Below are 24,229 nucleotides of genomic sequence, written 5' to 3' on the forward strand. Positions count from 1 at the left end.
CTAGCCATGCGCCTGAACGAAATCAGCTATTCCGATGCACGACCGGTAGATGGATACGGACCCGGATTCTTTCGGATCGGAGGTGAGGTTTTTTCCGGATCGGTATTGACCAGTGTCAAAGGCACAAGCCAATGGGGCGGGTATGAGGATCTGACATCGCTTCTGGCACTGGAGGGCGAGATTGACGTTTTGTTCGTTGGAACCGGCTCTGAGATTGCCCATGTTCCGGCCCCGCTGCGCGAAGAACTCGAGGCGGCAGGGATCGGTGTCGAAGGGATGACATCACCGGCGGCCTGCCGGACCTACAACGTGCTGCTCAGCGAAGGGCGGCGCATCGCCCTGGCAGCCCTGCCGGTCTGAGCCGAGCTTGGGGTAAGAAAATGAAACAGGCGTTTTACTGCGCCCTGAATTGAGGTTAGGTGGCATTCTTCATGCTGAGCGTGACGGATCTGAGCATCGCCCGCGGCGGCGTGCCGGTACTGGAAGGGCTGAATTTCTCGCTCGAGGCGGGAAAGGCCACGATCCTTCGCGGTCCGAACGGGATTGGAAAGACCACGTTGTTGCGAACTCTGGCCGGGTTGCAACCGCCTGTTTCGGGCAATGTCGAGGGGGCCGATGAAACCATTGCCTATGCCGGTCATTCTGACGGGATCAAGCCGACGCTCACAGTAACCGAAAACCTGAGTTTCTGGGCCAGCGTGTTCGGCGCGCCGGGGATTGATGCGGCACTGGAAGCCTATGATCTGCGAGAGCTTGCCGACCGGCACGCGGGCAACCTGTCGGCGGGGCAGAAACGTCGGCTTGGCCTGTCTCGGATGCTGGTCACGGGCCGACCGATCTGGATGCTGGACGAGCCGACGGTCTCGTTGGATGTGCAGGCGGTCGGGATGTTTGCCGACGCGGTTCGCGCCCATTGTGCCCAAGGCGGTTCGGCGCTCATCGCGACCCATATCGATCTGGGCCTCGAAGGTGAGGTTCTGGATGTCGGGCCGTTTAAGGCCAAGCCGCCGGCGATTGATGATTTTGACGGAGGTTTTCTGTGATCGCTCTGCTCTTGCGCGACCTGAAACTCGCCCTCCGTGCAGGCGGTGGATTCGGCCTCGGGCTGGCCTTTTTCCTGATCGTCACGGTGCTGGTACCGTTTTCGGTTGGCCCGCAATCCGAGCTTCTGGCGACCATCGCGCCCGGGATTCTCTGGCTTGGGGCCTTGCTGGCGTGCCTGTTGTCGCTTGATCGACTGCTGGCGCTGGACTGGGAAGACGGTTCGCTGGATCTTCTGGCCACTGCGCCACTTCCACTCGAAGCGGTTATAACCATAAAGTCACTGGCCCACTGGCTGACCACCGGGCTGCCGCTGGTTCTGGCGGCGCCTGTGCTTGGCGTGCTGCTGAGTCTCCCAATCTCGGGCTATTCTTGGCTGGTGATTTCGCTGGCGCTGGGAACGCCTGCCTTGTCGGTGATCGGTACATTTGGCGCTGCATTGACGGTCGGTCTGAAACGAGGTGGGCTGCTGTTGTCTCTGCTTGTCCTGCCGCTTTATGTGCCAACGCTGATCTTTGGCGCCGAAGCGGCCCGGCGTGGGGCCGAGGGGTTGGAAACAACAACGCCGCTTTTGATGCTGGCAGGGATCACCGCCGCCGTGATCGCTCTGCTACCCTTTGCCAGTGCTGCCGTGCTGCGCATAAATCTGCGGTAAATCGGCGCGATGCAGGGTGTGATTTGAGAACAAGTGGAAGAAAAGCTAGATACGAGCCATGACCACGGAAACAAAAACAACGACGGGCATGAACCGGCTTTGGGAATATGCCAATCCCAAAAAGTTCCTTGCCACCACCGAACGGATGCTTCCGTTCTTCTGGATTTCGGCCGCTGCCTGTCTGGCGGTCGGGCTGGTTTGGGGGTTTTTCTTCACACCGGATGATTACCGGCAGGGTTCGACCGTCAAGATTATCTATCTGCATGTGCCGGCTGCGTTGATGGCGATCAATTGCTGGTTGATGATGCTGGTGACGTCGCTGGTCTGGGTGATCCGTCGACATCATGTCAGTGCTCTTGCTGCCCGTGCAGCCGCGCCGATTGGTATTGTGATGACATTGATTGCGCTGGTGACCGGAGCGATCTGGGGGCAGCCGATGTGGGGGGCATGGTGGGCTTGGGATCCGCGCCTTACCTCCTTTCTGATTCTGTTCCTGTTTTATCTCGGCTATGTTGCCCTGTGGGAGGCCATCGACAACCCGGATACGGCAGCGGATCTGACATCGGTTCTGTGCCTCGTTGGCAGCGTTTTTGCGCTGCTCAGCCGGTATGCCGTCAACTTCTGGAATCAGGGATTGCATCAGGGGGCGTCTGTAATGCGCGCCGGGGCGGTCACCGGGACGGATACCGAGGAAAAGGTCAGCAACATCTTCTTCTACCCGTTGCTGATCTGCATTGCAGGTTTCGTGCTGCTCTTCATCGCACTGGTTTTCTACCGGACCGGAACCGAGATTCGCGCGCGGCGCACCAAGACGCTGCTTGCCAGAGAGAGGGTAGGGGGATGATGCCGGACCTCGGGAAATACGCTGACACAGTTCTGTCGGCCTACGCGGCCTCGCTGTTGCTTCTGGTTTTGCTGGTTGTCCTGTCGATCCGAAAAGGTCGCAAGGTGCGGGCCGAGATGGAGAAGGTGGAACAAAGGATGTCGCGCAATGGCTAAGGTGTCACCGCTGATGGTCGCCCCGCCGCTGATCTTCGGTGCTTTTGTTTTGCTGGCGGCGGTTGGAATGTTCCGCGATGATCCGGACTCACTGCCTTCGGCGCGCGAAGGGCAGCAAGCGCCGCCTGTGGCGCTGACCGAATTTCCGGGCAAACAGGTCTTTGACGATGCCGCGCTGCGCGATGGCACAGTCAAACTGGTCAACTACTGGGCCAGCTGGTGCGCGCCCTGCCGGGTTGAGCACCCGAACCTTGAGGCGCTGGCCAACGAGGGGATTCCCATTTTGGGGATAAACTACAAGGATGACCCCGCAAAAGCCGCCGCGTTCCTCGACGAGCTTGGTGATCCCTATGCCGCCATTGGGCGGGACGAAGCTGGTCGTATGGGGCTGGATTGGGGTGTTTACGGCGTGCCCGAAACTTATGTCATCGACGGAGAGGGCAAGATCATTTTGCGGTTCGCCGGTCCGGTGACCGAACGGGTGATTGAAAGCACCTTGCGCCCGGCGATGGAAAAGGCGGCAGGCAACTAGGGCCGGGATCAGGCCACCTCGGCGGCTGGAGCAAATGGGGCGCGTGCCAACTGGCGCGCGCTTTTTCTTTGCGCCACATTCTTTTCCAGAAGGTAGAAAAATCGATCGTGCAATCGCAAAAGCCCCGGCGCAAAGGCCGGGGCTTTCCGATTTCTCATGGGCAAGGCAGCCTTACGACTTGGCCAGGTTCCGCAGCACGTAGTGCAACACGCCACCATGCTCAATGTATTCGATTTCCGGTGCAGTATCGATCCGACATTTGAGCGTGATGGTCTTGGTTGTTCCATCTGCATACGTGATGTCACAGGACACTTCCTGCAGCGGCTCGATGGTGTCGAGCCCGTGGATCGAAACGGTTTCCTCGCCGGTCAGGCCCAGCGAGGCGCGGGTGTCGCCGCCGGTGAACTCGAACGGGATGACACCCATGCCGACAAGGTTCGACCGGTGAATACGCTCAAAGCTCTCGGCGATGACGGCCTTGACGCCCAGCAGGGCCGTGCCCTTGGCCGCCCAGTCGCGGCTCGACCCGGCGCCATACTGCTCGCCGCCGAACACCACCAGCGGAATGCCGGCTTCCTGATAGGCCATGGACGCTTCGTAAACCGAGGTCTGTTCCCCGTTTGGCCCCTTGGTATAGCCGCCTTCAACACCGTCGAGCATCTCGTTCTTGATGCGGATGTTGGCGAAGGTGCCGCGCATCATGATCTCGTGGTTGCCGCGGCGCGACCCATAGGAGTTGAACTCGCGCGGGGCGACCTGACGCTCGGTCAGATAACGGCCGGCAGGCGTTGTCGTCGCGAACGAACCCGCAGGCGAGATGTGGTCGGTGGTGACCATGTCACCGAGGATCAGCAAAACCTTGGCGCCCTCGATGTTCGAGATGGTTCCGGGCTCAGAGCTCATGCCCTGGAAATAGGGCGGGTTCTGGATGTAGGTCGACGTCGGCGGCCAGTCATATGTCTCGGCATCCGTGGTTTCGACCGCCTGCCATTTCTCGTCGCCCTTGAACACGTCGGCATATTTACTGACGAAGGCTTCGCGGGTCACGGTCTTCTGAACCAGTTCGGAGATCTCCTCGTTGGTCGGCCAGATGTCCTTCATGTAGACATCGTTGCCGTCCTTATCCTGACCCAGCGGTTCGCTGGTCAGATCGATGTTCATGTCACCGGCCAGCGCATAGGCAACAACCAGCGGCGGGGACGCGAGGTAGTTGGCGCGCACATCCGGGCTGATCCGACCTTCGAAGTTGCGGTTTCCGGAGAGAACCGAGGTGGCGACAAGGTCACCCTCGGCGATGGCTTCGCTGAGCTCTGACTGAATCGGACCGGAGTTGCCGATGCAGGTGGTACAGCCATAGCCGACAAGGTTGAAACCGATGGCGTCGAGATCTTCCTGCAGACCGGCGGCCTCCAGATACTCGGTCACAACCTGCGAGCCTGGTGCCAGCGAGGTTTTTACCCAAGGCTTGCGGTTCAGACCCAGTTCGCGGGCTTTGCGTGCAACCAGACCTGCGCCGATCAGCACATAGGGGTTCGACGTGTTGGTGCACGAGGTGATCGACGCGATCACCACCTTGCCCGAGGACATGGTGTAATCCTCGCCCTTGACCGGAACCTCTTTGTCCATGGGACGCTTGAAAGTCTCGCTCATTTCCTTGGCAAAGGCAGACTTGGCGTCGGTCAGTGCCAGATAATCCTGCGGGCGTTTGGGGCCCGAGATTGCGGGAACGATCGTGCCCATGTCCAGCGACAGCGTATCCGTGTAGATCGGAGCGTAGTCGGCGTCGCGCCAGAACCCGTTTTCCTTGGCATAGGCTTCGACCAGCGCGATACGGTCTTCGTCGCGGCCGGTCTGACGCAGATAGCGCAGGGTTTCACCGTCAATCGGGAAGAAGCCACAGGTCGCGCCGTATTCCGGTGCCATGTTGGCAATGGTTGCCCGATCGGGCAGGGGCAGGCGATCGAGTCCTTCGCCATAGAATTCGACGAACTTGCCGACAACACCCTTTTCGCGCAGCATCGCGACCACTTTCAGCACGAGGTCGGTGGCGGTGGTGCCTTCGACCATCTTGCCGGTCAGTTCAAAGCCGACAACCTCGGGGATCAGCATCGAGATCGGCTGGCCCAGCATGGCAGCTTCGGCCTCGATCCCGCCGACACCCCAGCCCAAAACAGCCATGCCGTTGACCATCGTGGTGTGGCTGTCGGTGCCAACCAGCGTGTCGGGGTAGGCTACGGTTTCACCGTTCTGATCGGTGTCGGTCCAGACGGTCTGGGCCAGATACTCTACGTTCACCTGGTGGCAGATGCCGGTTCCCGGAGGCACGACGCGGAAGTTGTTGAAGGCGTTCTGACCCCATTTCAGGAACTGGTAGCGCTCCATGTTGCGTTCGTATTCGCGGTCTACGTTCATCTGGAACGCGCGCGGGTTACCGAACTCGTCAATCATCACCGAGTGGTCAATGACCAGATCGACCGGGTTCAGCGGGTTGATCTTCTGCGCGTCGCCGCCCAGACCGTTGATGCCATCGCGCATTGCGGCCAGATCGACCACGGCGGGCACACCGGTGAAATCCTGCATCAGAACGCGGGCCGGGCGATAGGCGATCTCGCGCGGGTTCTTTCCGCCCTTGGCGCCCCATTCCGCAAAAGCCTTGATGTCATCGACGGAAACCGAAAATCCGTCATCCTCAAAGCGCAGCATGTTCTCCAGCACCACCTTGAGCGCGGCCGGAAGCTTTGAAAAATCACCCAGACCGGCTTCTTGTGCGGCGGGGATCGAGTAATAGGAAATGGACTTGCCGTTCACGCTCAGCGTCTTGCGTGTCTTGGCGGTATCCTGTCCAACTTTGATGGGCATCTATGGCCTCCCTCTCAAATATGGTGGATTTCGGGATTCGCTGCCGGGTAGATGCATCACCAAGGCCCCGCTTTCAAGCGCGGAATCGCCGGGTGCGGCGTTTTTGTATACAATGGCACACAGAAATGACCCGGAGGATGCTGGCAGCAGTGTGTTCGGGAGGGGAGCCGAGCGCGTGCAACAGGGCAGTCACCGGGTCCTGCTGGGCACATTCCTTCAACAAACCTTGATTGGCCTTTGAAAGCGCGGCGGCTTAGACACAGGTGTCAATGTGTCCGGATCCTTATAAAGTAGCTATCGATGAAACGCCATGCCGTCCTGCTCTCCTTGTTCTGCCTGATCGCCGCACCTGCCGTGGTTTCGGGCCCGGCCCGGGCGGGTGATGCACCGGTGTCAGGCCCGGTGGTGATCGAGCTGTTCACGTCGCAGGGGTGTTCATCTTGCCCACCGGCGGATGCCTTGATGCACAAACTGGCAAAGCGTCCCGAGCTGCTGCCGCTCGCGTTGCATGTCGATTACTGGGATTACATCGGCTGGAAGGACGTTTTCGCCGATCCCGGCCATACGGTGCGGCAGAAGGCTTATGCCCATTCCGGTGGGCGCAACATGATCTATACCCCGCAAATGGTAATAAACGGGCAAGAAGATGTAGTGGGTGTCGATTCCGGCAAGCTGTCCGGCCTTGTCGACGCCCATCTGTCACGCGAACCTGTGGTCACCGTGACCGGGCAACGCGGGCCTGACGGGATCACTTTGAACCTTACCCCGGTTGGATCAGCCGACAAGGGCAGGGCCGAGTTGTATCTGGTGCGATACACGCCCCTGCGCAGTGTCTCTATCACTCGGGGAGAACTGGCAGGGCATGACCTCAAATATGCCAATGTTGTCGAAAGCTGGGAGACCGTCGGAAGTTGGGACGGGCAGGGCGAGCAGAACTTCAGCATCCCGCTCGACGGAGACCAGCCTGCTGCCATTCTGGTGCAAAGGCCCGGTCACGGCGAAATTCTTGGTGCCGCCCGGTTCGAGTAAGAACCGGGATCAAACGTCTTCCTGCACCCCTAGCCCATGCCAGGATTTCCAGCGGCGATGGATCCAGAACCATTGGCCCATGTGCTGGCGCACCATCTTCTCTAGGTCGTCATTCAACGCCTGCGTCATGGTCTCGGGATCGGAATGCGGCACCGGTTCGTGCAGCACGATTTCGAAGTTCAACCCGTCCGGTTGCCGGACACCGTAGCAGGGGATCATCACCGCCCCATACTTGATTGCCAGTTCGGCGTTCAGAACCGAGGTCACGGCTGGTTTTCCAAAAAATGTCAACTCCTTGCCGCCGTGAGCATGCAGGTCAGACACGATGGCGATGATTCCGCCCCGTTTCAGAGACCGCACCATCTCCATCATTCCGCGGCGGCCCTGCTCGAACATCGGTTCGCCTGTTTTGTGAAATGCGTCGACATAGCTCTCGTTGAAATAGGGGTTGGCCATACGTCGATAGAGGGCGCCGATATCCTTGCCGCTGCGCGCCTGCAACGCAACGCGGGAGGCGAGGTAGTTCCCGAAATGCCCGGTGATCATCATCAAGGGGCGTCCAGCGGCCACGGCCTCGTCAAAGGCCGCGACGCCCGGTCCGCTGACCGGTGCCGTCTTGTGCCGTTCGACAAACTCTTCGGGCGAGAAATGTTCCATCATTGCGCGGCCGGCCGTGTTGGGCACCTCGCGGCAGAGCCGTTCCACGTCTTCTTTGGGCATGTCTGGGCAGGTGAGTTTCAGGTTGCTCCGCACACGTTTGCGAAAGCCCACAAGCGGTCCCAGCGCACTGACGATCGCCCCCATTGCAGGAATACGCCGCTCGTAGGGTAGCAGCCGCATTGCCCCGATCACGCCCTGCAGGGCGAGGTTCGACAGGTAATACCCGGCACGGGAGGCCGCGGAGAGTTCTGACGGGTCAACGGGCATGGAAATTGTTCCTGCATGGATGGTCTGCGCGGCAAGACATATATATCGGCCCTGCCGATAACAAGCGCTTCGGAGCAACTGCGGCACTGATCGCGACTGCCCAGATGCCAAAATATGACGCAAATCCAGTGCTTTGTCTCCCGTGCCGCAATCCGAACCAGGGCGTGCTAACAGGGGATCGGCAGCATGCGGGTTGTCATGCCAGCCACATCATGCGCTCAAACCCGGGCAACGACCCTTGGTTTGCAAGCCTGTTTCCCTGACAATCGAATATTGCCTGTCCAGATCGCGATAAGCCAGCCGATCCCAGGTGATTTGCCGATACAGGCCCGGTTATGTTTCCTCGTCCGGAGACACCACGGTGATGTCGCCGGATTGCTGTAACTGCCGGACCGCGCCCACGATGTCATTCATTGCGCGCTCGCCATCGGCCTGTTTGACTTCCGGTTTCTCGGCGGCTTCTTCACGCAGTGCGTCGGCCATCCGGGTCGACATGTTGGACAGCAGGAACTCGACGGCTGTCGCGTCTTCTCCGCTGGCAAAGGAGATTGCCGTAACCAGCGCGTTCTGATCGGCAACCCGCACAACAGCAGGAACGTCGCGTGGCGCAACACGTTCGGGGATATGGGCAAAGGTAAAGATCGAGCGGCGGACCTGACAGGCGAAATCGGAATCCTGTTCCTCGAGCGCCGAGAGCATGTCGTCGCGGGTGGAGGCCGCTGACTGGTTCAGGATGGCGCCAACCCGTTCCCCCGGCTTTTCTTCGAAGGCAGGGATTGGCCTTAGATCCAGCTGGCTGGCCAGTGACAGGCCAATTCGATCGACTGCAGCGGGTGAAACCGAACCGGTTTGGGAAACAGCATAGGTAATTCGGCGGGCCAGTGGTCCGGGCAGTTGGCCAAGCAACTCCGCCGCTTTGGCGGTTTCAAGCTTGGACAACAACACTGCGGCGACTTCGGTGCACTCCGCCTCGGCCATTGCGGCCAGATCCGGAACGGGCAATGCCCGCAGCCTTTTCCAAGGATCGCCGGCCTGACGTACCCCGGCCTCCTTTCGTAACCGCGCTGCGGTCTGAGGGCTGATTTTTCCGTCCAACACTGAGAGCGCCCCGGCAAGGCCATTGGGGAAGGAAAGGCCAATTCCGTCCAGCAAATCGGCAAATTCCTGAACGACAGAGGCCAGTGTCACCCGGTCAACCAGACCCATCTGGCCCATTTTCTGCGTCAGCGTCGCCTGAAGATCTTCGGGCAGGTCTTCCAGCGGCAGATCCGTTCCCTCGCCGAGCAAAAGGCGGACCACAATGGCCGCCTTTTCCTGACCGGACAGGTCACGCGGGACAGGTGTGATGTCGGAAGCCGGTTCCACCCCCCGGGTGAGGGCCAAGTTCTGTTGCATAGATCCGTCCTGATGATCGCCCTTGTTGCAGGAGCGGTCTCACCCTAGGACGAGTGCGGTTAAATTTGGCTGAACTTCAGTAGCCGTATGTGAAACCGCTGCGGATGGCTTCTCGCAGGGATTGTTCAGGCCAGCTTCCTTCGCCGCCACGAGCGCGGATTTCGCGCCATTGCGCGATTGCGTCCTCGGTCCGTCCCTCGGCGACAAAGCCCTGACCCATATAGGATCGGGCCAAAAGATTATCGGGGTTCCGGGAAATGGCACGTTCGTAAAAGACGTTGGCCAGTTCCAGATTGCCCAGTTTGCGATGGGTGAAGCCCCAGTAGGTCAGAACCCTGTCATCAGCCTGATCAGGCATCGCAGACAGCACGCTCTGAGCGTCTTCGTAGCGCCCGGCATAGGCCAGTTCCCGCACGGCCCCGTAAAGCTGGTCGTCGTTCAGAGAAGACTTTTTCGGGCGAACACATCGTCCCTTGTTGTCATCCCATACCCGATTGCCCTTGCAGGTCTTGGTGGTGTTGGTCGGTTTCGGTGGTTTTGGCAGGTTGTCGCCTGCCGAGAAACCGGTTTCCGGCACAACAAGGGCGGCGGCAAAGACAAGGGAAAGCAGGAACCGCATACAAAAACTCCGTAAGACCAAATCACGCTTCTGACAACGATAGCGCAATTCTCAAGATGGCGACCTGTCTGAAGGTCGCGTTCTGATCAACTCTCGGTGAGGCCAGTGCGCCCGTCAGCTGTTGACGGATTTCACACAGGTCTGGCTGCCTGCATCCCAGACGGTCCCGGGCGCGCAGGATTGCGCCTGATGGCCGCGTCCGGAGCAACTGGCGTAGGCAATCGCAGGAACGAGGGCCAAGGTCAGTGCGCAGGCGAGGGTCTTGATCTTCATGGTCGGTCTCCTGTCGGAACTGTATGACAAGTGTAACTCAGCCTCGCGCGGGCTCAAAGAAATTTTGTGTTCGTGCGAGAATCCCAGTGACAAAAAAAGCCGGCACGAGGCCGGCTTTTGATAGGATTTCTTCGATCAGTTCAGTCGCCAAAGACCCGTTTGAAGATCGTGTCGACATGTTTCGTGTGATATCCCATGTCGAACTTCTCGTTGATGCCATCTTCTCCGAGTGCAGCGACGACATCGGCATCCGCCAGCAGCTGTTCGCGGAAATCAACGCGTTCTTCCCATACCTTGAGGGCATTGCGCTGGACCATCGAATAAGCGTCCTCGCGCGATACCCCGGCCTGCGTCAGCGCCAAGAGCACCCGCTGGCTCATCACCAGGCCCGGGAATTTATTCATGTTGTCGAGCATGTTCTCGGGGAAGATCAGCATCTTCTCGACCACGCCGGCCAGACGGTGCAGGGCGAAATCAAGGGTGATCGTTGTGTCCGGGCCAATGCCGCGTTCGACCGAAGAATGGGAAATGTCACGCTCATGCCAGAGCGCCACATTTTCCATCGCCGGGACCACGGCCATACGCACCAGACGCGCAAGACCGGTGAGGTTTTCGGTCAACACCGGGTTCTTCTTGTGGGGCATCGCCGAGGAGCCTTTTTGACCCATCGAGAAAAACTCGGCCCCTTCCAGTACCTCGGTGCGCTGCATGTGGCGGATCTCGACGGCGATGTTTTCGATCGAGCTGGCGATCACACCCAGAGTGGCAAAGAACATGGCGTGGCGGTCGCGCGGGATTACCTGCGTGCTGATCGGCTCGGGGCGCAGGCCCAGTTGCTCGCAGACATGTTCCTCGACCGCCGGATCAATGTTGGCAAATGTTCCGACCGCGCCCGAGATCGCGCCTGTGGCCACTTCCCAGCGGGCCTTTTCCAACCGGTTCTTGTTGCGGTCCATCTCCGCATAGAAGCGTGCAAAGGTCAGGCCCATTGTGGTCGGTTCGGCGTGAATGCCATGGCTGCGGCCGACGCGTACCGTGTCCTTGTGCTCGAGCGCGCGTTTTTTCAACGCGGACAGCACCTTGTCCATTCCCTCCAGCAGGATATCGGCGGCGCGCACCAGCTGCACGTTTAGGCAGGTATCGAGCACATCCGATGAGGTCATACCTTGGTGGACGAACCGGGCCTCGTCGCCGCCCACATGTTCTGCCAGATGGGTGAGAAAGGCGATCACGTCATGTTTGGTGACCGCTTCGATCTCGTCGATCCGGGCAACGTCGAATTCCACATCCTTCGCCTTCCAGACCGCGTCGGCGTTGTCCTGCGGGATCACACCCAGTTTGGCCTGCGCGTCGCAGGCGTGGGCCTCAATCTCGTACCAGATCCGGAATTTGGTCTGGGGCGACCAGATGGCGACCATGTCGGGGCGGGAATAGCGGGGGATCATGTCAGGCGGATCCTTTGTTTTGGTGGGGGTGTCTGCAGAGCAGTGATGTTGCGGCGGGTGATAAACCGGCAGGGGGCGGGGAACAAGCCGGGCGCGGCAAATTGAGGCGCATCGCTTGGCGCTGAAGCCCTGCCGCGTCACGAGGGTGTGTCGTGATTGCGACGCCCAAACAGAGCGTCTGAATACTTCAAGGAATGGCGCGCTTTCGAATCTGGGAACTCCCATCCCGATCTCAGGTTGAGGTCAGACATGGATCACGCCAAGATTCATCGTTTACTTTCAAGGCAAGCCGGGAAAGGATTGGCTGGTGGAAATGCTTGGGAAGACACGGATCATGCGCGCGACATGTTTGAAAGTTATGAAACGCCTGTTGGTTCCGGCGTTGCTGGTTTCGGTTCCGGTTATGTCGATGGCTGATATGCCCGTGACCTACCGGGATCAGGGGCAGGCGCTGTTTTCATTGAATGTGCCGGATTTCTGGACGGCAAGCGCAGGCGGCCAGCGCACCGTGACAGCAAGTGAAACCGGTGAGGCCCGCCTGATCAACAGGGTGATCTCGCTGCAACCCAAAACCGAGCCGCGCGTCTGGGTGGGTTTCATGTCGCCCAATGGCATACGGACCCGGGATGAGGCCATTTCATACCTCAGCGATATCGGCGCTTTCATCGTTCGGGATCCGGTCCTGACCGATCAGAAACGGATCAGTGTCGGCGGTCGTCCAGCCGAAAGGTTCTCGGGCACCGGGCGACGCAACGGGCGAGGGGTCAATTTCACGGCACTTCTGATCGCCTTGCCGGGTAACAGGGTGGCCGTTTCCATCTCGGTTATCGAAGATGGGGCCGATCCTGAACTGGTGAACGACATCAATGCGATCTACGCGTCCTTCCGGGCCGTGAACTGAGGCGGAGGGGATGATGACACGACAACTGATCCGCAAACTTGTTCTGGCTCTTTCTCTGGGAGGAGGTGTCGGGATGCTCTCGGCCTGTGACCCAAACGCCACCTACTCGGGCGGTGTCTACTATGATGCGATGCTTTGGAACGACTATTATTATGGCCATCCTCGGCCTCCGGCGGGACGGCCGCCCAAACCCGAGCACCCGATAGAACGGCCACCGGCGCGGCCGACGCCTCCGATTGCAAGGCCACCTGTGGCACGTCCGCCCATTCACCGGCCGCCAGTCGCCCGGCCTATGCCGCGATGAATATCAGTGCGGCCCGGATCTGTGAGTTCTACCGTGCCGGTGCACCGATAGGTTGGGAATGAAGGCGCATTTCACACGCCGCCTTGTTGCCGGGCTGATCGTTGTCATTCCTATCGGAGCGGTTCTGTTTGCGGTCTACAGCCTGCTGGAGCTGTTGGAATGGCTTGGCCAGCCGCTGTTCGGACTGATCGGAACCGGAACCTGGGTGGATGCATTTGCCGAGCAGATCCTGATCATTCTGTCCGGGGTCTTTGTGATTTACCTGCTGGGCTATCTTGCGGACCGCCCGATGTTCCGTAAGCGAGTAGAAAGCCTTGACCGTTTTCTCGTGTCGATGATTCCGGGCTATTCGATGATCAAGGCGATCATCGGCGGGGTGGTGAAAGAAGAGAGCCTTGTCGAGGAACTGCGCCCGGTTCTGGTTCAGGTGCAGGACGGAGACCGTATCGGTTTCGAGATCGAGCGCTCCGGATCGGGTCAAGTTGTCATCTATCTGCCGAACACGCCCACCGCCGTCAGCGGTATCACGCTGGGTGTTGAACAGTCGCGGGTCACCCGGCTCGACATTCCGCCCCACAGGGTTCTGGAAATGCTCAGCTTTTACGGCGCCGGTCTGGTCGGAGAGCTGGAAGGTAGTCAAAAGAACGGCTCCGAGGAAAAGGGCCGTTAACCCGGCTCTGACGGTTCCAACAGTTCGGTTTCGACCCGCGCGCCATGTTCCAGCGTCCGGTGCACCGGGCATTTGTCGGCAATCTCCAGCAGTTTTTTCGTCTGCTCGGTATCCAGTGGGCCGCCCAGCCGGATTCTTCTGGTGAACAGGTCCACCCGCCCGGTCCCGCCCTGATTTGCATCCTGCGCATGAACCTTGTCATGGCTGACATCCACTGAAACATCGGTCAGCGGCCAACCCTTGCGCCGGGCATACATGCGAATGGTCATTGATGTGCAGGCCCCGAGCCCGGCTGCAACGAAGCCGTACGGGGTCATTCCTCGGTTGGTTCCGCCGTAGGACAACGGCTCATCGGCGAGGGTGTGGTGATCCGGGCCGGATTGGACGTCCTGCAGGAACCCGTCAGCATTGACCTCGGTGACCCGGACGATGCCCTCGGGAGCGCCGGGCGGCGGGGCAGGTTGTTTCAGATCAAGGTAGCGCGAGACCCATGCGGAAATTACCTCGGCTGCGTATTCAGCATCTTCGGCCCGCGAGATCAGATGGTCGGCCTTGTCCAGCGTAACGAAACTGCGCGGATGTTTTGCCGCGAGAAAAATCTGTGCCGCATTGTCGATATCCACGGTGGCGTCCAGCGGGGCATGCATCACTAGCAGCGCCGCATCCAGGTGTTCGATGGCCTGCAACAGGTTGCCGGTCGCAATGTCCTCGACAAATTCTCGGCTGATCGTAAACGGGCGACCGCCAAGGCAAACCTCTGCGGCCCCTTCGGCCTCGATCCGAGGCAGTGCATCGGTGAAATGATGGGTCACATGGGATGGATCCGCCGGTGCGCCGAGGGTTGCAACAGCCCGAACAGATGGAATCTCGGCGCGTGCACGCAGAACCGCAGCACCACCCAGAGAGTGACCGATCAGCAATTGCGGAGCCATTCCTCGCGCGTCCAGATAACGAGCTGCCGCGACCAGATCCTGAACATTTGTCGAAAAAGACGTATTGGCAAACTCGCCTTCGGAATGACCCAGTCCGGTGAAATCGAAGCGAAGAACCGCGATACCCATCCCGGCCAGCCGCGAAGCAATCCGCCGTGCCGCGGGTATGTCCTTGGAGCAGGTAAAACAATGGGCAATCAGGGCGGTCGCAAGAACAGGGCCATCCGGCAAATCAATCCGTGCCGCGAGCTGGTTGCCGGCATGTCCGGCAAATGTGATGCGTTCGCTGGTCACCGCACGGGGTCGGCTCTGAGGGGCGGGCTGTTTGGGTGTCATGCGGATCTCCTGATGCGGGATCCTAACAGGGTGGGGGCTTGGCCGTTCGGCAACAAGGCATGTGACAGGCCAATCACGCAGTGGTGACAAGATCCGCAGTGGTGACAAGATCCGCGATCCTGGGTCATCAACCCGGTCGGGGCCAACATCGCAGCCACTAACCCACGGTGAGAACATGACTCACCCGGCAGATGAGACGGCAAGAGCCAGTCAGTTCCGCCCCATCAGGGCCGCGTCGAACGGATACGTGGTCAGGTTCTCATAGCCGTCTTCGGTGATCAGAACCTGATCCTCCAGTTTGATCGAGAAGTCACCGCCCACTTCGCCGACACAGGCCTCGACACACAGCACCATGCCCGGTTCAAGCGCGTAGTCATACGCCCCTTCGACCGCCTTGTCGGGATAGGCCACCAGAGGCCATTCGTCACAAAGCCCGACGCCATGCATCAGGCAGCCGTATTTCTGCGCCTGAAACTTTTCGTCGAGAACATGGGACTTTGCTGTCAGTTCCGGAATGGTCACCCCGGGTTTCAGCATCTCCATGTTGGTCATGATGTGATCATGGGCATGCCGCATGGCATAGATCATGTCGGGCCGGGGCGGCTGATCGCCGATCCACCAGCTGCGCGAGATATCAATACATATGCCATAGGATCCGATCAGGTCGGTATCAAAGGAGATGATCTCGTTTTTCTGTGTCACACGCGGTCCGCATTCCTGAAACCACGGGTTTGTTCGGGGACCGCTGGCCAGCAGGCGGGTTTCGATCCATTCACCGCCGCGCCGGATGTTCTCGGCATGCAGCACCGCCCAAATATCATCCTCTGATGTTCTGCCGTCGCCAACGTTGCTGCGTGCGAAATCTTCCATTTCACGCACCGCCGTTTCGCAGGCGTGATGGGCGCAACGCATGGCCAGAATTTCATCCGGTCCCTTGATCGAGCGAGATTTCTCAGTGACCTCTTCGCCTTCCATGATCTCGAAACCTTGTGCCTCGAGTGCGCGCAGCCCGTGCATCATGATCTTGTCCACCGCCAGCCGCATGTTGCCGGGGGCGTGTTCCTGCATCAAGGTCCGAACCTCGTTGGAGAACACGTCAGCGGCCACATCAACCTTGTCGCCACGATCGAAATAGAACAGGTCGGCGCCGGACCGTGTCTCGCGAACGAGGGGATTGAACGCGCTCAGGAATGGTGAGTTCTTGTAATCCCAGATCACCATGTATCCATCAGCGCAAAGCAGAACCGCGCGAAACGGATTGTGGGTGTTCCAAAGCTGCATATTCGTCGAATCCGTGGCGTAACGGATGTTGAGCGGGTCAAACATCAGCAGGCCGCCATAACCCCGGTCCACGATATGCCGTGTCAGTCGTTTCCAGCGGAACTCTCGCATTGCGTCGAGGTTCGGTAATGTCAGACCTGCTGCTTGCCACTCGGACAGGGCGAGTCGTGTCGGGCCTATCTCCATCCGATCATTGTCGTTGGGGCTGCCGTCGCCGAGGGTGTCTCCGCGGGTCGGGTCGATTTTGCGCTGGTCGCGGTAGTGGCGGTTCATGCTTCGCTCCCGTGGTTTGGCTTGTGGATTCAAGTCCATCGAACGCGGCTTTGCAGAGCCTGTCAGGTCCGGAAGCGACGATAGGTCATGTCGTTTTTGGCAGGCGAAGTGGCAGTGGACCTGCTAAGGCCGAGGACATGACCGAGATCCTTCAGTGCACTTTGCCCTATGACCCTTTCAGCCCGCGACCGTTACCGGGCATCCAGCCCTTGGATCCCGACGGCTGGGTTTTGCGTGACGAAGCCTTTGCCGGGCAAATGGCAAGGCGGGATGCCCTGATTGAGCAAAGCCGAAACGCTGTTATCGCCATGAATGAGACTGCACGCGCGGCAGCCGAGGAGTTATTGGCTTCCGTTTTGGCTGTTGCCTATCCCGAGACCGGACAGGCTGACGTCGTTCAGCGACCGGACGGCGTGGAGGTCGCGCTGGATCGCGTGGACCCCATAGCCACCTTGGGGCGTCTGGTTCAGGAGGATCTCTGTATCCTGCAAAAGATCGGTAACGAACATGTCCTGACAGCCGGGTGCCTTTGCTTTCCTGCAAGCTGGGCACTGTCAGAGAAATTCATGCGCCCGCTGATTGGTATTCACGACCCTGTCGACAGCTATGACGCCAATGTTGCCACGCGGGTTCAGCGCCTGTTTGACGGGGTGCGGGCGGGCCGTCCCTTGTGGCGGTTCAACGCGCTTTGGTACGAGGATGCGGAATTGCACCAGCCCCGAACCGAAGCGGCCCGTCGGAACGTGCCCGACCGCAAAGAGGCAAACTATCTGCGCACGGAACGGCAGTGCATATTGCGTCTGCCCGAAACCGACGCGGTGGTGTTTTCCATTCATACATTCGTTCTGGATCGGAAAACCGTTGAACGGGCAGGGTGGTCGAAAACAAAATGACCCCCGGCCTGTTCGGCCAGGGGTCATCCAGATTATCAAGCAACGCTCAGCCCGAGAGGCAGATCTCGACCGCGTTTCTCAAAGCGGCAGGATTGTCGCGATGCTGGCGAGCGCGCCTGAGGCATTTGTTACGACCAGCAATCCAGTCAGGGATAGGATCTGAGTGTTCAGGCGGAAATCTTCACCGCGCACAAGGTTCACGGCAGCCATCGGGATCGCGGCCGGGGCCGACAGGAAGGCCAGCATGCCAGTCATGCCCCATGTCGCAAGGCGACGGATATCGCTTTGTGCGGCTTCTTCCGGCGTGACCGCATCCGGATGATGCTCACGGAAGGCCAGCGCCAGGATTTCTTCGTCGCTCAGCGAAACCAGACCCTGCTCATGGCCATGGGGTGCGCGTCCGCGAACAGCTTCATAGTGCATTGCCAGCCCGGCCGCGGTTTCATCCACGGGCGCGAAGCGGTCATCGGCGCCGTCCAGAACTTGCTGACGGCCACGGACGCGGCGGGGAGAGACATTGGCGAATGCGCCAAGGAACTGCTCCAGCGTCAGAACCGTGTTCGGGTCGAGCCATTCGATGCTCTCGGTAGAGACCATGTCGACCATGCGATACAGCATGACCACCAGAAGCAATTCTGTGATCTCGCGATCTTCGGCGCCTTCGGCCACCGGGCAGATGCTGATTGCAAGACGGTGGCGTGGGCTGTGATGGGGGTTCAGACCTGCGGCGCGATCCATGCGACCGGCGCGTTCATTGGTCGTCGGTTGACCCGGAAGATCCTCCAGTTCCAGCTTAATCATATACTGGCTGCAGATGATCCGGGCTTCGTCGGCGCTAAGCGCGGTCTGGCGCTCGACCGGATGGCCGTAATCCTCAAGGGTTGCCGACGCGATGCGGCTGAAATGATCGAGCACGCTGTCCCGGTTACCCAGGTAGACCAGTCCACCGTGATACCTGCCTGTCTGTCCCACAGTGAAAATCCTCCGTTGCGAGTGTTTGCAGGATCAAACTAGCGATGGAAGTGGGAGAAAATTTGTCCCAAACCGAAAAACAACACGGCAGTAGGCGGGGTTTTGCGGACCGGCGGGAAAGCGCCGATGTTGAAAACAAAGGGAAAAATCAGAGATCGGGGCAGAACTGTGGCAACCTTGCGGCCTGCCTTGGACAGGTCTGGGTCAGGCCCGTGTTCGGCCCGTGTTCGGCCCGTGTTTTGCTGCGGCATCCAGCTGTCACGAGGGCCTTACCTGTTTCGGCGTGGCGCTCATTGGTCGATCCGGGCCGCCATGATGGCAATCGCCTTCTGGTAGACTGTTGCGGCGTTCCATTCCTGAATCACGGCAAAGTTCGGCTCGCCCGGCTGATACCCCCGCCCGCGCTTCCACCCTTTTTTCTTAAGAAAGTTGGCGGTTGATGCCAGAGAATCCGTGATGTTGTAGAAGTCGACCTTGCCATCCCCGGTTGCATCAACCCCGTAGGTCAGCGCATTTCCGGGCAAGAACTGCGTATGTCCGAGTTCACCGTGTTTTGCGCCCAGTGTTTGCCCTGTAATGGCACGCTGGTCCACAAGCTTGAGCGCTCCGATTGCATGAGGAATGAAGAATTCAGAGCGTCGGCAGTCATAGGCCAGCGTAGTGATGGCAGAGACGACGCGGCTATCGCCCATGAAATTTCCAAACCCGGTTTCCATTCCGTGCAGGGCGATCAGGATGCCGGCCGGAACGCCGTACTGCTTTTCCAGTGCAGCATAAAATTGCGGGTTCTTGGCCTTGCGTTTGCGTCCCAGCGCCACGATCGTGTCTGCGCCCCGGATCTGCATGAACTTGTCGAGCGTATAGCGAAAGCTTTTTTGGTTCCGGTCCGCCGCGATCGTTGAGGTTGCGTAGCGCGCGTCCGCCAAAGCCTGCAAACCACGCTTTTTCACACCAGCCTTGCGAGCCTCATTGGCAAACTCGGCCTTCCACGTTTCAAACCCGGAACCGGTATTCCCGCACGTGGCCGCCTGAACCCCCGGTGCTGTCCATGCTAGAAAAGCTGCGATGAAAAGGGGACGGGTAAGGCGGAGGCGGGCAATGGGCATGGCTGGTTCCCGTAAAAGGAGAAACGAAATACCGGAATCCTACCGCCCCCGCGACAAAAGACAAAGCAATTTCGCGGGAACGGACAGTTGGCTTCTCAACTCAGGGGAGGGTTGGCGATGTCAGGAACATTGCCTTGAGTGCAACGCCGGGTTCGACACCGGGCAGGGTGGCGGCAAAGATCCGTTCGACTTCGCCGCTCTGGAACAGTTCGGCCAGAATCGTATCCACCATCAGGCGAAAATCGCTGTCGCCACGGGCCAGAGCCAGCCCCTGTTTCTCGACCGTCAGGATCTCGGGTGACAGGACGTAGCCGCTTGCCATGTCTCGGGTGACGAATTCATGCAGCAGGATGGATTGATCGGCAAAATACGCATCAATTTCCCGGTTTCGCAGTGCATCAAAACCAGCCTTGTGACTGGTAAACCGTTCTGTGCGTGCCTCGATCCCCGCCGCTTCGAGCGAATTGGTCAGCGCTGTCTCGGTCGTGGTGTCGGATCTTACTCCTACGGTCCTGCCTGCCAGATCGGCAAAACCGCTGGCGCCGCCCTGTGGCAGCAAGACGCCGGTGCCATCAACATATGTCGGAACCGAGAAGTCCACCGTGTCCCGGCGGCTCAGTGTGATCGTCGCCGCGCCACACAGTATATCGACCTCGCCTGCCGCGACCTTGTCGAAACGGTTCTGGGTGTCGACCTCGACAAAGTTCACGTTGAGTTCGGTCATTTTGAGCCTGTTGGCGATACCCTGTGCCACAGCCGCGCAAAGATTGGGTGCGTACCCTGCTGGATGCCCCTCGTCATTTACAAAGGACAGGGGGGCCGCATCGCTGCGAAAACCGATGTTGAGCGCCTTGTTCTGCTCAATGCGTTCGAGTGTCTGGGCGCTTGCAATCGACGCAAGCAAAGTGACCGCAATTGCGGCGGGGGCAAGAAGGCGCATGAATTGGATCCTGTTTCCTGAATTGACAGAAGCCACGTTACAGTCATGCGCTCTGGCGTCCATGAAAAAAGGCGCGTTGCTCATCGTCGGCAAGGTCGCGGCAGTTGGCTTTGGATCAGCGCAATCCTGAAAAGCAAAGAGGCGCCCCGAAAGGCGCCTCCTGATCTGTCCTGCCGAAACGGATCAGCAGCTGTAATACATGCCGTACTCAACCGGGTGCGGCGTGTGTTCGTAGGTTTCCACCTCTTCCATCTTGAGCGCGATGTAGCCCTCGATCTGGCTCTTGGTGAACACGTCGCCCTGCAGCAGGAAGTCGTGATCGGATGCCAGAGCGTCCAGTGCTTCACGCAGGCTGCCGCAGACAGTCGGGATGCCTTCCAGCTCTTCGGCCGGAAGGTCGTAGAGGTTCTTGTCCATTGCCTCGCCCGGATCGATCCGGTTCTTGATGCCGTCAAGACCGGCCATCAGCAGCGCAGCAAAGCAGAGATAAGGGTTTGCTGCCGGATCGGGGAAACGGGCCTCGACGCGCTTGGCCTTGGGGTTCTCGGTCCACGGGATACGGACACAGCCAGAGCGGTTGCGGGCCGAGTAAGCGCGCAGAACCGGGGCTTCAAAGCCGGGGATCAGACGCTTGTAAGAGTTGGTGGACGGGTTGGTGAAGGCATTCAGCGTCTTGGCGTGCTTCAGAACACCGCCGATGAACCACAGCGCTTCGTCCGACAGGTCGGCATACTTGTCGCCTGCGAAGAGCGGCTTGCCGTCTTTCCAGATCGACATGTTCACATGCATGCCGGTTCCGTTGTCGCCTGCGATCGGTTTCGGCATGAAGGTTGCCGATTTGCCGTAGGCATGCGCGACATTGTGGATCACGTACTTGTACTTCTGCAGCTCGTCTGCCTGCTTGGTCAGCGTACCAAAGATCAGTCCGAGTTCGTGCTGGCACGATGCGACTTCGTGGTGATGCTTGTCGACCTTCATGCCAAGACGTTTCATGGTCGAAAGCATCTCGGAGCGCAGGTCTTGCGCCTCGTCGATCGGGTTGACCGGGAAGTAGCCGCCCTTGACGCCGGGACGGTGACCCATGTTGCCCATCTCGTATTCGGTGTCGGTGTTCCACGACGCGTCCGTTGCATCAACCTCGTAAGACACCTTGTTTATGGTGTTGGAGTAGCGCACGTCATCGAACAGGAAAAATTCCGCCTCGGGACCCCAATAGGAGACATCACCGATGCCCGAGGACACCAGATAGGCCTCGGCCTTCTCAGCGGTGCCGCGCGGGTCGCGGTCATAGTGTTCGCCGGTGTCGGGTTCGACGACCGAACAGTGAATGCAGATCGTCTTTTCCGCATAGAAGGGATCGACATAGGCGCTCGCGGTGTCGGGCATCAGCTTCATGTCCGAGGCTTCGATCGATTTCCAACCGGCAATCGACGAACCGTCAAACATGAAACCTTCTTCGAGGAAGTCTTCGTCGACTTCATCGGCAACGATGGTCACGTGCTGAAGCTTGCCGCGCGGGTCGGTGAAACGGATGTCGACATATTCGGCATCCTCTTCTTTGATCAGCTGAAGAACTGCGTCCTTGCTCATTCTATCTTGTCCTCTGCTAGAGTATTCAGAATTTCGGTTTACAGGGCGTCCGAACCGGTCTCGCCGGTACGGATACGGATGGCTTGCTCTACCGGGCTGACGAAAATCTTGCCGTCGCCAATCTTGTCGGTTTTGGCAGCCGCCACGATGGCGTCAATGGCTGCGTCAACTTGATCGTCGTCAAGAACGACTTCGATTTTGACCTTCGGCAGGAAATCCACGACATATTCAGCGCCGCGATACAATTCGGTGTGGCCTTTCTGGCGGCCGAAACCTTTGACTTCGATCACGCTGAGGCCCTGGACGCCGACGTCCTGCAAAGCCTCTTTGACCTCATCCAGTTTGAACGGCTTGATGATCGCTTCGATCTTCTTCATCGGGGCAACTCCTGGCAACCTTGTCAGGCCGGGTCAGATCACGTCTAAGCTGGAGCTACAATGTGAATGCGGATCTGACCGGAATGCCGTGCAACGAAAATGAGCGATTGATCAAGAATTGGGCGAAATGCACAAAAATTGCGCAAAACTGAATCGGGGGGAGAAGGTTGGCATGTCCGAACTGCTGACGGCGGCACAAATGCAAGCCATCGAAAAGGCAGAAATGGCATCCGGTTCGGTGTCTGGGCTGGAACTGATGGAGCGGGCCGGGCAGGGCGTGGTCGACGCGATCTTTGAGGAATGGCCCGACCTTTCAGCGTCACCCCAGGAAGAACCGGATGTCAGACCGACTCCGCAGGCCGTGATCCTGTGTGGTCCGGGAAACAACGGCGGTGACGGTTTCGTTGTTGGTCGCCTGTTGCATGGAATGGGCTGGTCCATCGAGATGTTCCTTTATGCGGATCCGTCGCGGCTGCCACCGGACGCGAAAACCAACCATGATCGCTGGCTTGAACTCGGCTCCGTGCGGTGGTTGTCGTTTCCTGAGTTGTCCGAAGTGGACGCAGTGCAAATTGATCGGTCCCTGTCAGCGGAACGTGGTCCGACCATTCTGGTCGACGCGCTTTTCGGCACCGGGTTGATCCGGCCGCTTGCGGGGTTGCGTAAATGGCTGAAACTCAAATCTCTGGAAACCAAGGACAGGCGCGGTTCAAAGCTGAGGCGGGTCGCGATCGACATTCCTTCGGGGCTGTGTTCCGACAGCGGCCGGGTTCTGGAGGACGGCAGAGAGGCGGATCTCGGTCGAGCGGCTCTGCCAGCGGACCTGACGGTTCCGTTTCACCGGGCCAAGCTTGGCCTGGTCCTTGCGGATGGTTCGGAGTTGAGCGGATCGGTTCGGATCAAGCAGATTGGCTTAGACCAGCCGGAAAGCTCGCAATATGTAAAGGTGGCGGAACCCGCCATTTCGCGCCTCGGAAAAACCGCCAGCAAACACAAATATGGTCATGGTCACGCACTGATTTTGAGCGGCGGGGCCGGAAAGACAGGAGCCGCGCGGCTGGCCGCGCGAGGTGCGCTGAGAATTGGCGCCGGATTGGTGACTCTGGGCGTGCCGCCATCGGCCTGCTTGGAGGTATCCGCTCACATCACGGCAGTCATGATGCAGCGCATCGAAGATGGGGCCGCACTGGTGGAGTTGTTGCAAGATCCCCGCTTCTCGGCCCTGTGCTTGGGGCCGGGTCTGGGCCTCGATCGGGCGCGCAAGCTGGTTTCGTCGGGACTTACTGCGGCGGGCGCACAAAACCGCGCTGTTGTGTTGGATGCAGACGCGTTGACAAGTTTCGCGAGAGCCCCGGACGAGCTGTTTGACATGCTGCATGGTGGCTGCGTGCTGACTCCACATGCCGGCGAGTTTGCGCGGCTGTTCCCCGATCTTGCCAATCAGTTGAAGGCTTCGGCCGGTAGTGGACCGGCCTTCTCCCGGGTTGACGCGGCGCGACAGGCGGCGTCGCGGGCCGGATGTGTCGTATTGCTGAAAGGACCGGATACTGTGATTGCTGCGCCGAATGGCTGCTGCAGGGTGAATGCAGCTGTCGGTGCGGACGCTGTGCCTTGGCTGGCGACCGCCGGATCAGGTGACGTGCTGGCCGGTTTCATCACCGGTCTGCTGGCGCGCGGCATGGATCCGTTGACTGCCGCTGAGACCGGCGCATGGATGCACATGCAAGCCGCCCGGTCCTTTGGGCCTGCGCTGATTGCCGAGGACCTGCCGGAACAGATGCCAGACCTGTTCCGCAAAATGGGGCTCTAGGAGGGCCCAAACCGGCAGCCGGCGCCTCAGCGGTTCATGTCGCCGGCGCCGGTCCCGAGTGAGAGACGCG

27 protein-coding genes are annotated in these 24,229 nt (G+C 59.5%); 14 read left to right on the forward strand and 13 right to left on the reverse strand.

The genetic code is table 11. The features are described 5' to 3' along the window. Window positions 1–6: 6 nt before the first annotated feature. The 6 genes from ACP15U_RS05795 (at window position 7) to ACP15U_RS05820 (ending at window position 3,227) form a co-directional block, all read left to right on the forward strand. A complete protein-coding gene (locus tag ACP15U_RS05795) occupies window positions 7–360 on the forward strand; it encodes an Mth938-like domain-containing protein (RefSeq protein ID WP_425044194.1) in 354 nt (117 codons plus the stop codon). A 71-nt stretch (window positions 361–431) separates the two neighbouring features. Beyond that, window positions 432–1,043 (forward strand): heme ABC exporter ATP-binding protein CcmA, encoded by a 612-nt coding sequence (ccmA, locus tag ACP15U_RS05800; RefSeq protein ID WP_425044195.1) that lies wholly within the window; start codon window positions 432–434, stop codon window positions 1,041–1,043. Beyond that, window positions 1,040–1,696 carry a heme exporter protein CcmB gene (gene ccmB, locus ACP15U_RS05805; RefSeq protein ID WP_425044196.1) on the forward strand — a complete coding sequence of 219 codons (657 nt, stop codon included), beginning with the start codon at window positions 1,040–1,042 and terminating at the stop codon, window positions 1,694–1,696. The genes ccmA and ccmB overlap by 4 nt, the downstream gene beginning before the upstream one ends. A gap of 88 nt (window positions 1,697–1,784) precedes the next feature. Continuing rightward, entirely contained in the window at window positions 1,785–2,540 is a 756-nt protein-coding gene (locus tag ACP15U_RS05810) for a heme ABC transporter permease (RefSeq protein ID WP_425044280.1), read from the forward strand. Next, on the forward strand, window positions 2,537–2,695 hold the full coding sequence (gene ccmD / locus ACP15U_RS05815) for a heme exporter protein CcmD (protein WP_425044197.1): 159 nt from the start codon (window positions 2,537–2,539) through the stop codon (window positions 2,693–2,695). Before ACP15U_RS05810 ends, ccmD begins: the two co-directional genes overlap by 4 nt. Continuing rightward, window positions 2,688–3,227 carry a DsbE family thiol:disulfide interchange protein gene (locus ACP15U_RS05820; RefSeq protein ID WP_425044198.1) on the forward strand — a complete coding sequence of 180 codons (540 nt, stop codon included), beginning with the start codon at window positions 2,688–2,690 and terminating at the stop codon, window positions 3,225–3,227. The genes ccmD and ACP15U_RS05820 overlap by 8 nt, the downstream gene beginning before the upstream one ends. 171 nt (window positions 3,228–3,398) lie before the next feature. On the opposite strand, the gene acnA is transcribed toward ACP15U_RS05820, so the two are convergent. Further along, on the reverse strand, window positions 3,399–6,086 hold the full coding sequence (gene acnA / locus ACP15U_RS05825) for an aconitate hydratase AcnA (protein ID WP_425044199.1): 2,688 nt from the start codon (window positions 6,084–6,086) through the stop codon (window positions 3,399–3,401). A 300-nt stretch (window positions 6,087–6,386) separates the two neighbouring features. Here acnA and ACP15U_RS05830 point away from each other — a divergent pair, with 300 nt between their 5' ends. Further along, the gene (locus ACP15U_RS05830; protein WP_425044200.1) at window positions 6,387–7,115 is read left to right on the forward strand and encodes a DUF1223 domain-containing protein; all 729 of its coding nucleotides are present in this window, start codon (window positions 6,387–6,389) and stop codon (window positions 7,113–7,115) included. A 9-nt stretch (window positions 7,116–7,124) separates the two neighbouring features. Here ACP15U_RS05830 and ACP15U_RS05835 read toward each other — a convergent pair whose 3' ends face one another. The 5 genes from ACP15U_RS05835 to purB all read right to left on the reverse strand — a co-directional run bounded on the left by ACP15U_RS05835 (window position 7,125) and on the right by purB (window position 11,774). Continuing rightward, on the reverse strand, window positions 7,125–8,042 hold the full coding sequence (locus ACP15U_RS05835) for a lysophospholipid acyltransferase family protein (RefSeq protein ID WP_425044201.1): 918 nt from the start codon (window positions 8,040–8,042) through the stop codon (window positions 7,125–7,127). A 333-nt stretch (window positions 8,043–8,375) separates the two neighbouring features. Then, window positions 8,376–9,437, reverse strand: coding sequence for a flagellar motor switch protein FliG (locus ACP15U_RS05840; RefSeq protein ID WP_425044202.1), 1,062 nt, complete (start codon window positions 9,435–9,437; stop codon window positions 8,376–8,378). Window positions 9,438–9,513: 76 nt separating this feature from the next. After that, the gene (locus tag ACP15U_RS05845) at window positions 9,514–10,056 is read right to left on the reverse strand and encodes a tetratricopeptide repeat protein (RefSeq protein ID WP_425044203.1); all 543 of its coding nucleotides are present in this window, start codon (window positions 10,054–10,056) and stop codon (window positions 9,514–9,516) included. A 114-nt stretch (window positions 10,057–10,170) separates the two neighbouring features. Next, on the reverse strand, window positions 10,171–10,329 hold the full coding sequence (locus ACP15U_RS05850) for a carbohydrate-binding module family 14 protein (RefSeq protein WP_425044204.1): 159 nt from the start codon (window positions 10,327–10,329) through the stop codon (window positions 10,171–10,173). A gap of 140 nt (window positions 10,330–10,469) precedes the next feature. Continuing rightward, a complete protein-coding gene (gene purB, locus ACP15U_RS05855; protein WP_425044205.1) occupies window positions 10,470–11,774 on the reverse strand; it encodes an adenylosuccinate lyase in 1,305 nt (434 codons plus the stop codon). 249 nt (window positions 11,775–12,023) lie between these two features. Between purB and ACP15U_RS05860 the strand changes: the two genes are divergently transcribed. From ACP15U_RS05860 to ACP15U_RS05875, 4 genes are read left to right on the forward strand one after another with little or no spacing between them, the layout of a single operon-like run. Beyond that, window positions 12,024–12,191 carry a hypothetical protein gene (locus ACP15U_RS05860; RefSeq protein WP_425044206.1) on the forward strand — a complete coding sequence of 56 codons (168 nt, stop codon included), beginning with the start codon at window positions 12,024–12,026 and terminating at the stop codon, window positions 12,189–12,191. After that, entirely contained in the window at window positions 12,184–12,675 is a 492-nt protein-coding gene (locus tag ACP15U_RS05865) for a hypothetical protein (RefSeq protein WP_425044207.1), read from the forward strand. Before ACP15U_RS05860 ends, ACP15U_RS05865 begins: the two co-directional genes overlap by 8 nt. 13 nt (window positions 12,676–12,688) lie before the next feature. Beyond that, a complete protein-coding gene (locus tag ACP15U_RS05870) occupies window positions 12,689–12,979 on the forward strand; it encodes a hypothetical protein (RefSeq protein WP_425044208.1) in 291 nt (96 codons plus the stop codon). Window positions 12,980–13,037: 58 nt separating this feature from the next. Next, a complete protein-coding gene (locus ACP15U_RS05875) occupies window positions 13,038–13,649 on the forward strand; it encodes a hypothetical protein (RefSeq protein ID WP_425044209.1) in 612 nt (203 codons plus the stop codon). On the opposite strand, the gene ACP15U_RS05880 is transcribed toward ACP15U_RS05875, so the two are convergent. Together ACP15U_RS05880 and dddP are read right to left on the reverse strand one after the other, a co-directional pair. After that, window positions 13,646–14,875 (reverse strand): alpha/beta fold hydrolase, encoded by a 1,230-nt coding sequence (locus ACP15U_RS05880; protein WP_425044281.1) that lies wholly within the window; start codon window positions 14,873–14,875, stop codon window positions 13,646–13,648. The two genes, ACP15U_RS05875 and ACP15U_RS05880, sit on opposite strands and share 4 nt — an antisense overlap. Window positions 14,876–15,127: 252 nt before the next feature. Further along, on the reverse strand, window positions 15,128–16,471 hold the full coding sequence (gene dddP / locus ACP15U_RS05885) for a dimethylsulfonioproprionate lyase DddP (RefSeq protein ID WP_425044210.1): 1,344 nt from the start codon (window positions 16,469–16,471) through the stop codon (window positions 15,128–15,130). 137 nt (window positions 16,472–16,608) lie between these two features. On the opposite strand from dddP, the gene ACP15U_RS05890 reads away from it, so the two are divergent. Next, a complete protein-coding gene (locus tag ACP15U_RS05890; protein ID WP_425044211.1) occupies window positions 16,609–17,364 on the forward strand; it encodes a heme-dependent oxidative N-demethylase family protein in 756 nt (251 codons plus the stop codon). A 78-nt stretch (window positions 17,365–17,442) separates the two neighbouring features. On the opposite strand, the gene ACP15U_RS05895 is transcribed toward ACP15U_RS05890, so the two are convergent. From ACP15U_RS05895 to ACP15U_RS05905, 3 genes are all read right to left on the reverse strand, one after another. Then, complete coding sequence (locus ACP15U_RS05895; protein ID WP_425044212.1) at window positions 17,443–18,336, reverse strand: hypothetical protein; 894 nt, start codon at window positions 18,334–18,336, stop codon at window positions 17,443–17,445. Window positions 18,337–18,626: 290 nt separating this feature from the next. Beyond that, a complete protein-coding gene (locus ACP15U_RS05900; protein ID WP_425044213.1) occupies window positions 18,627–19,442 on the reverse strand; it encodes a lytic murein transglycosylase in 816 nt (271 codons plus the stop codon). Window positions 19,443–19,542: 100 nt separating this feature from the next. Further along, window positions 19,543–20,382 carry an amino acid ABC transporter substrate-binding protein gene (locus ACP15U_RS05905; protein WP_425044214.1) on the reverse strand — a complete coding sequence of 280 codons (840 nt, stop codon included), beginning with the start codon at window positions 20,380–20,382 and terminating at the stop codon, window positions 19,543–19,545. On the opposite strand from ACP15U_RS05905, the gene ACP15U_RS05910 reads away from it, so the two are divergent. Then, window positions 20,381–20,512, forward strand: coding sequence for a hypothetical protein (locus ACP15U_RS05910; RefSeq protein ID WP_425044215.1), 132 nt, complete (start codon window positions 20,381–20,383; stop codon window positions 20,510–20,512). The genes ACP15U_RS05905 and ACP15U_RS05910 overlap by 2 nt on opposite strands. A 53-nt stretch (window positions 20,513–20,565) precedes the next feature. Here the strand turns inward: ACP15U_RS05910 and glnA are convergent, their stop codons facing one another. Together glnA and ACP15U_RS05920 are read right to left on the reverse strand one after the other, a co-directional pair. Then, window positions 20,566–21,972, reverse strand: a complete 1,407-nt coding sequence (gene glnA / locus ACP15U_RS05915) for a type I glutamate--ammonia ligase (protein WP_425044216.1) — start codon at window positions 21,970–21,972, stop codon at window positions 20,566–20,568. Between the two features lie 38 nt (window positions 21,973–22,010). Further along, on the reverse strand, window positions 22,011–22,349 hold the full coding sequence (locus ACP15U_RS05920) for a P-II family nitrogen regulator (protein WP_425044217.1): 339 nt from the start codon (window positions 22,347–22,349) through the stop codon (window positions 22,011–22,013). 172 nt (window positions 22,350–22,521) lie between these two features. Here ACP15U_RS05920 and ACP15U_RS05925 point away from each other — a divergent pair, with 172 nt between their 5' ends. Further along, entirely contained in the window at window positions 22,522–24,159 is a 1,638-nt protein-coding gene (locus ACP15U_RS05925; RefSeq protein ID WP_425044218.1) for an NAD(P)H-hydrate dehydratase, read from the forward strand. Window positions 24,160–24,229 lie beyond the last annotated feature (70 nt).

The organism is Primorskyibacter sp. S87 (assembly GCF_049801055.1).
In the GTDB taxonomy this organism is placed as follows: domain Bacteria; phylum Pseudomonadota; class Alphaproteobacteria; order Rhodobacterales; family Rhodobacteraceae; genus JBNAGF01.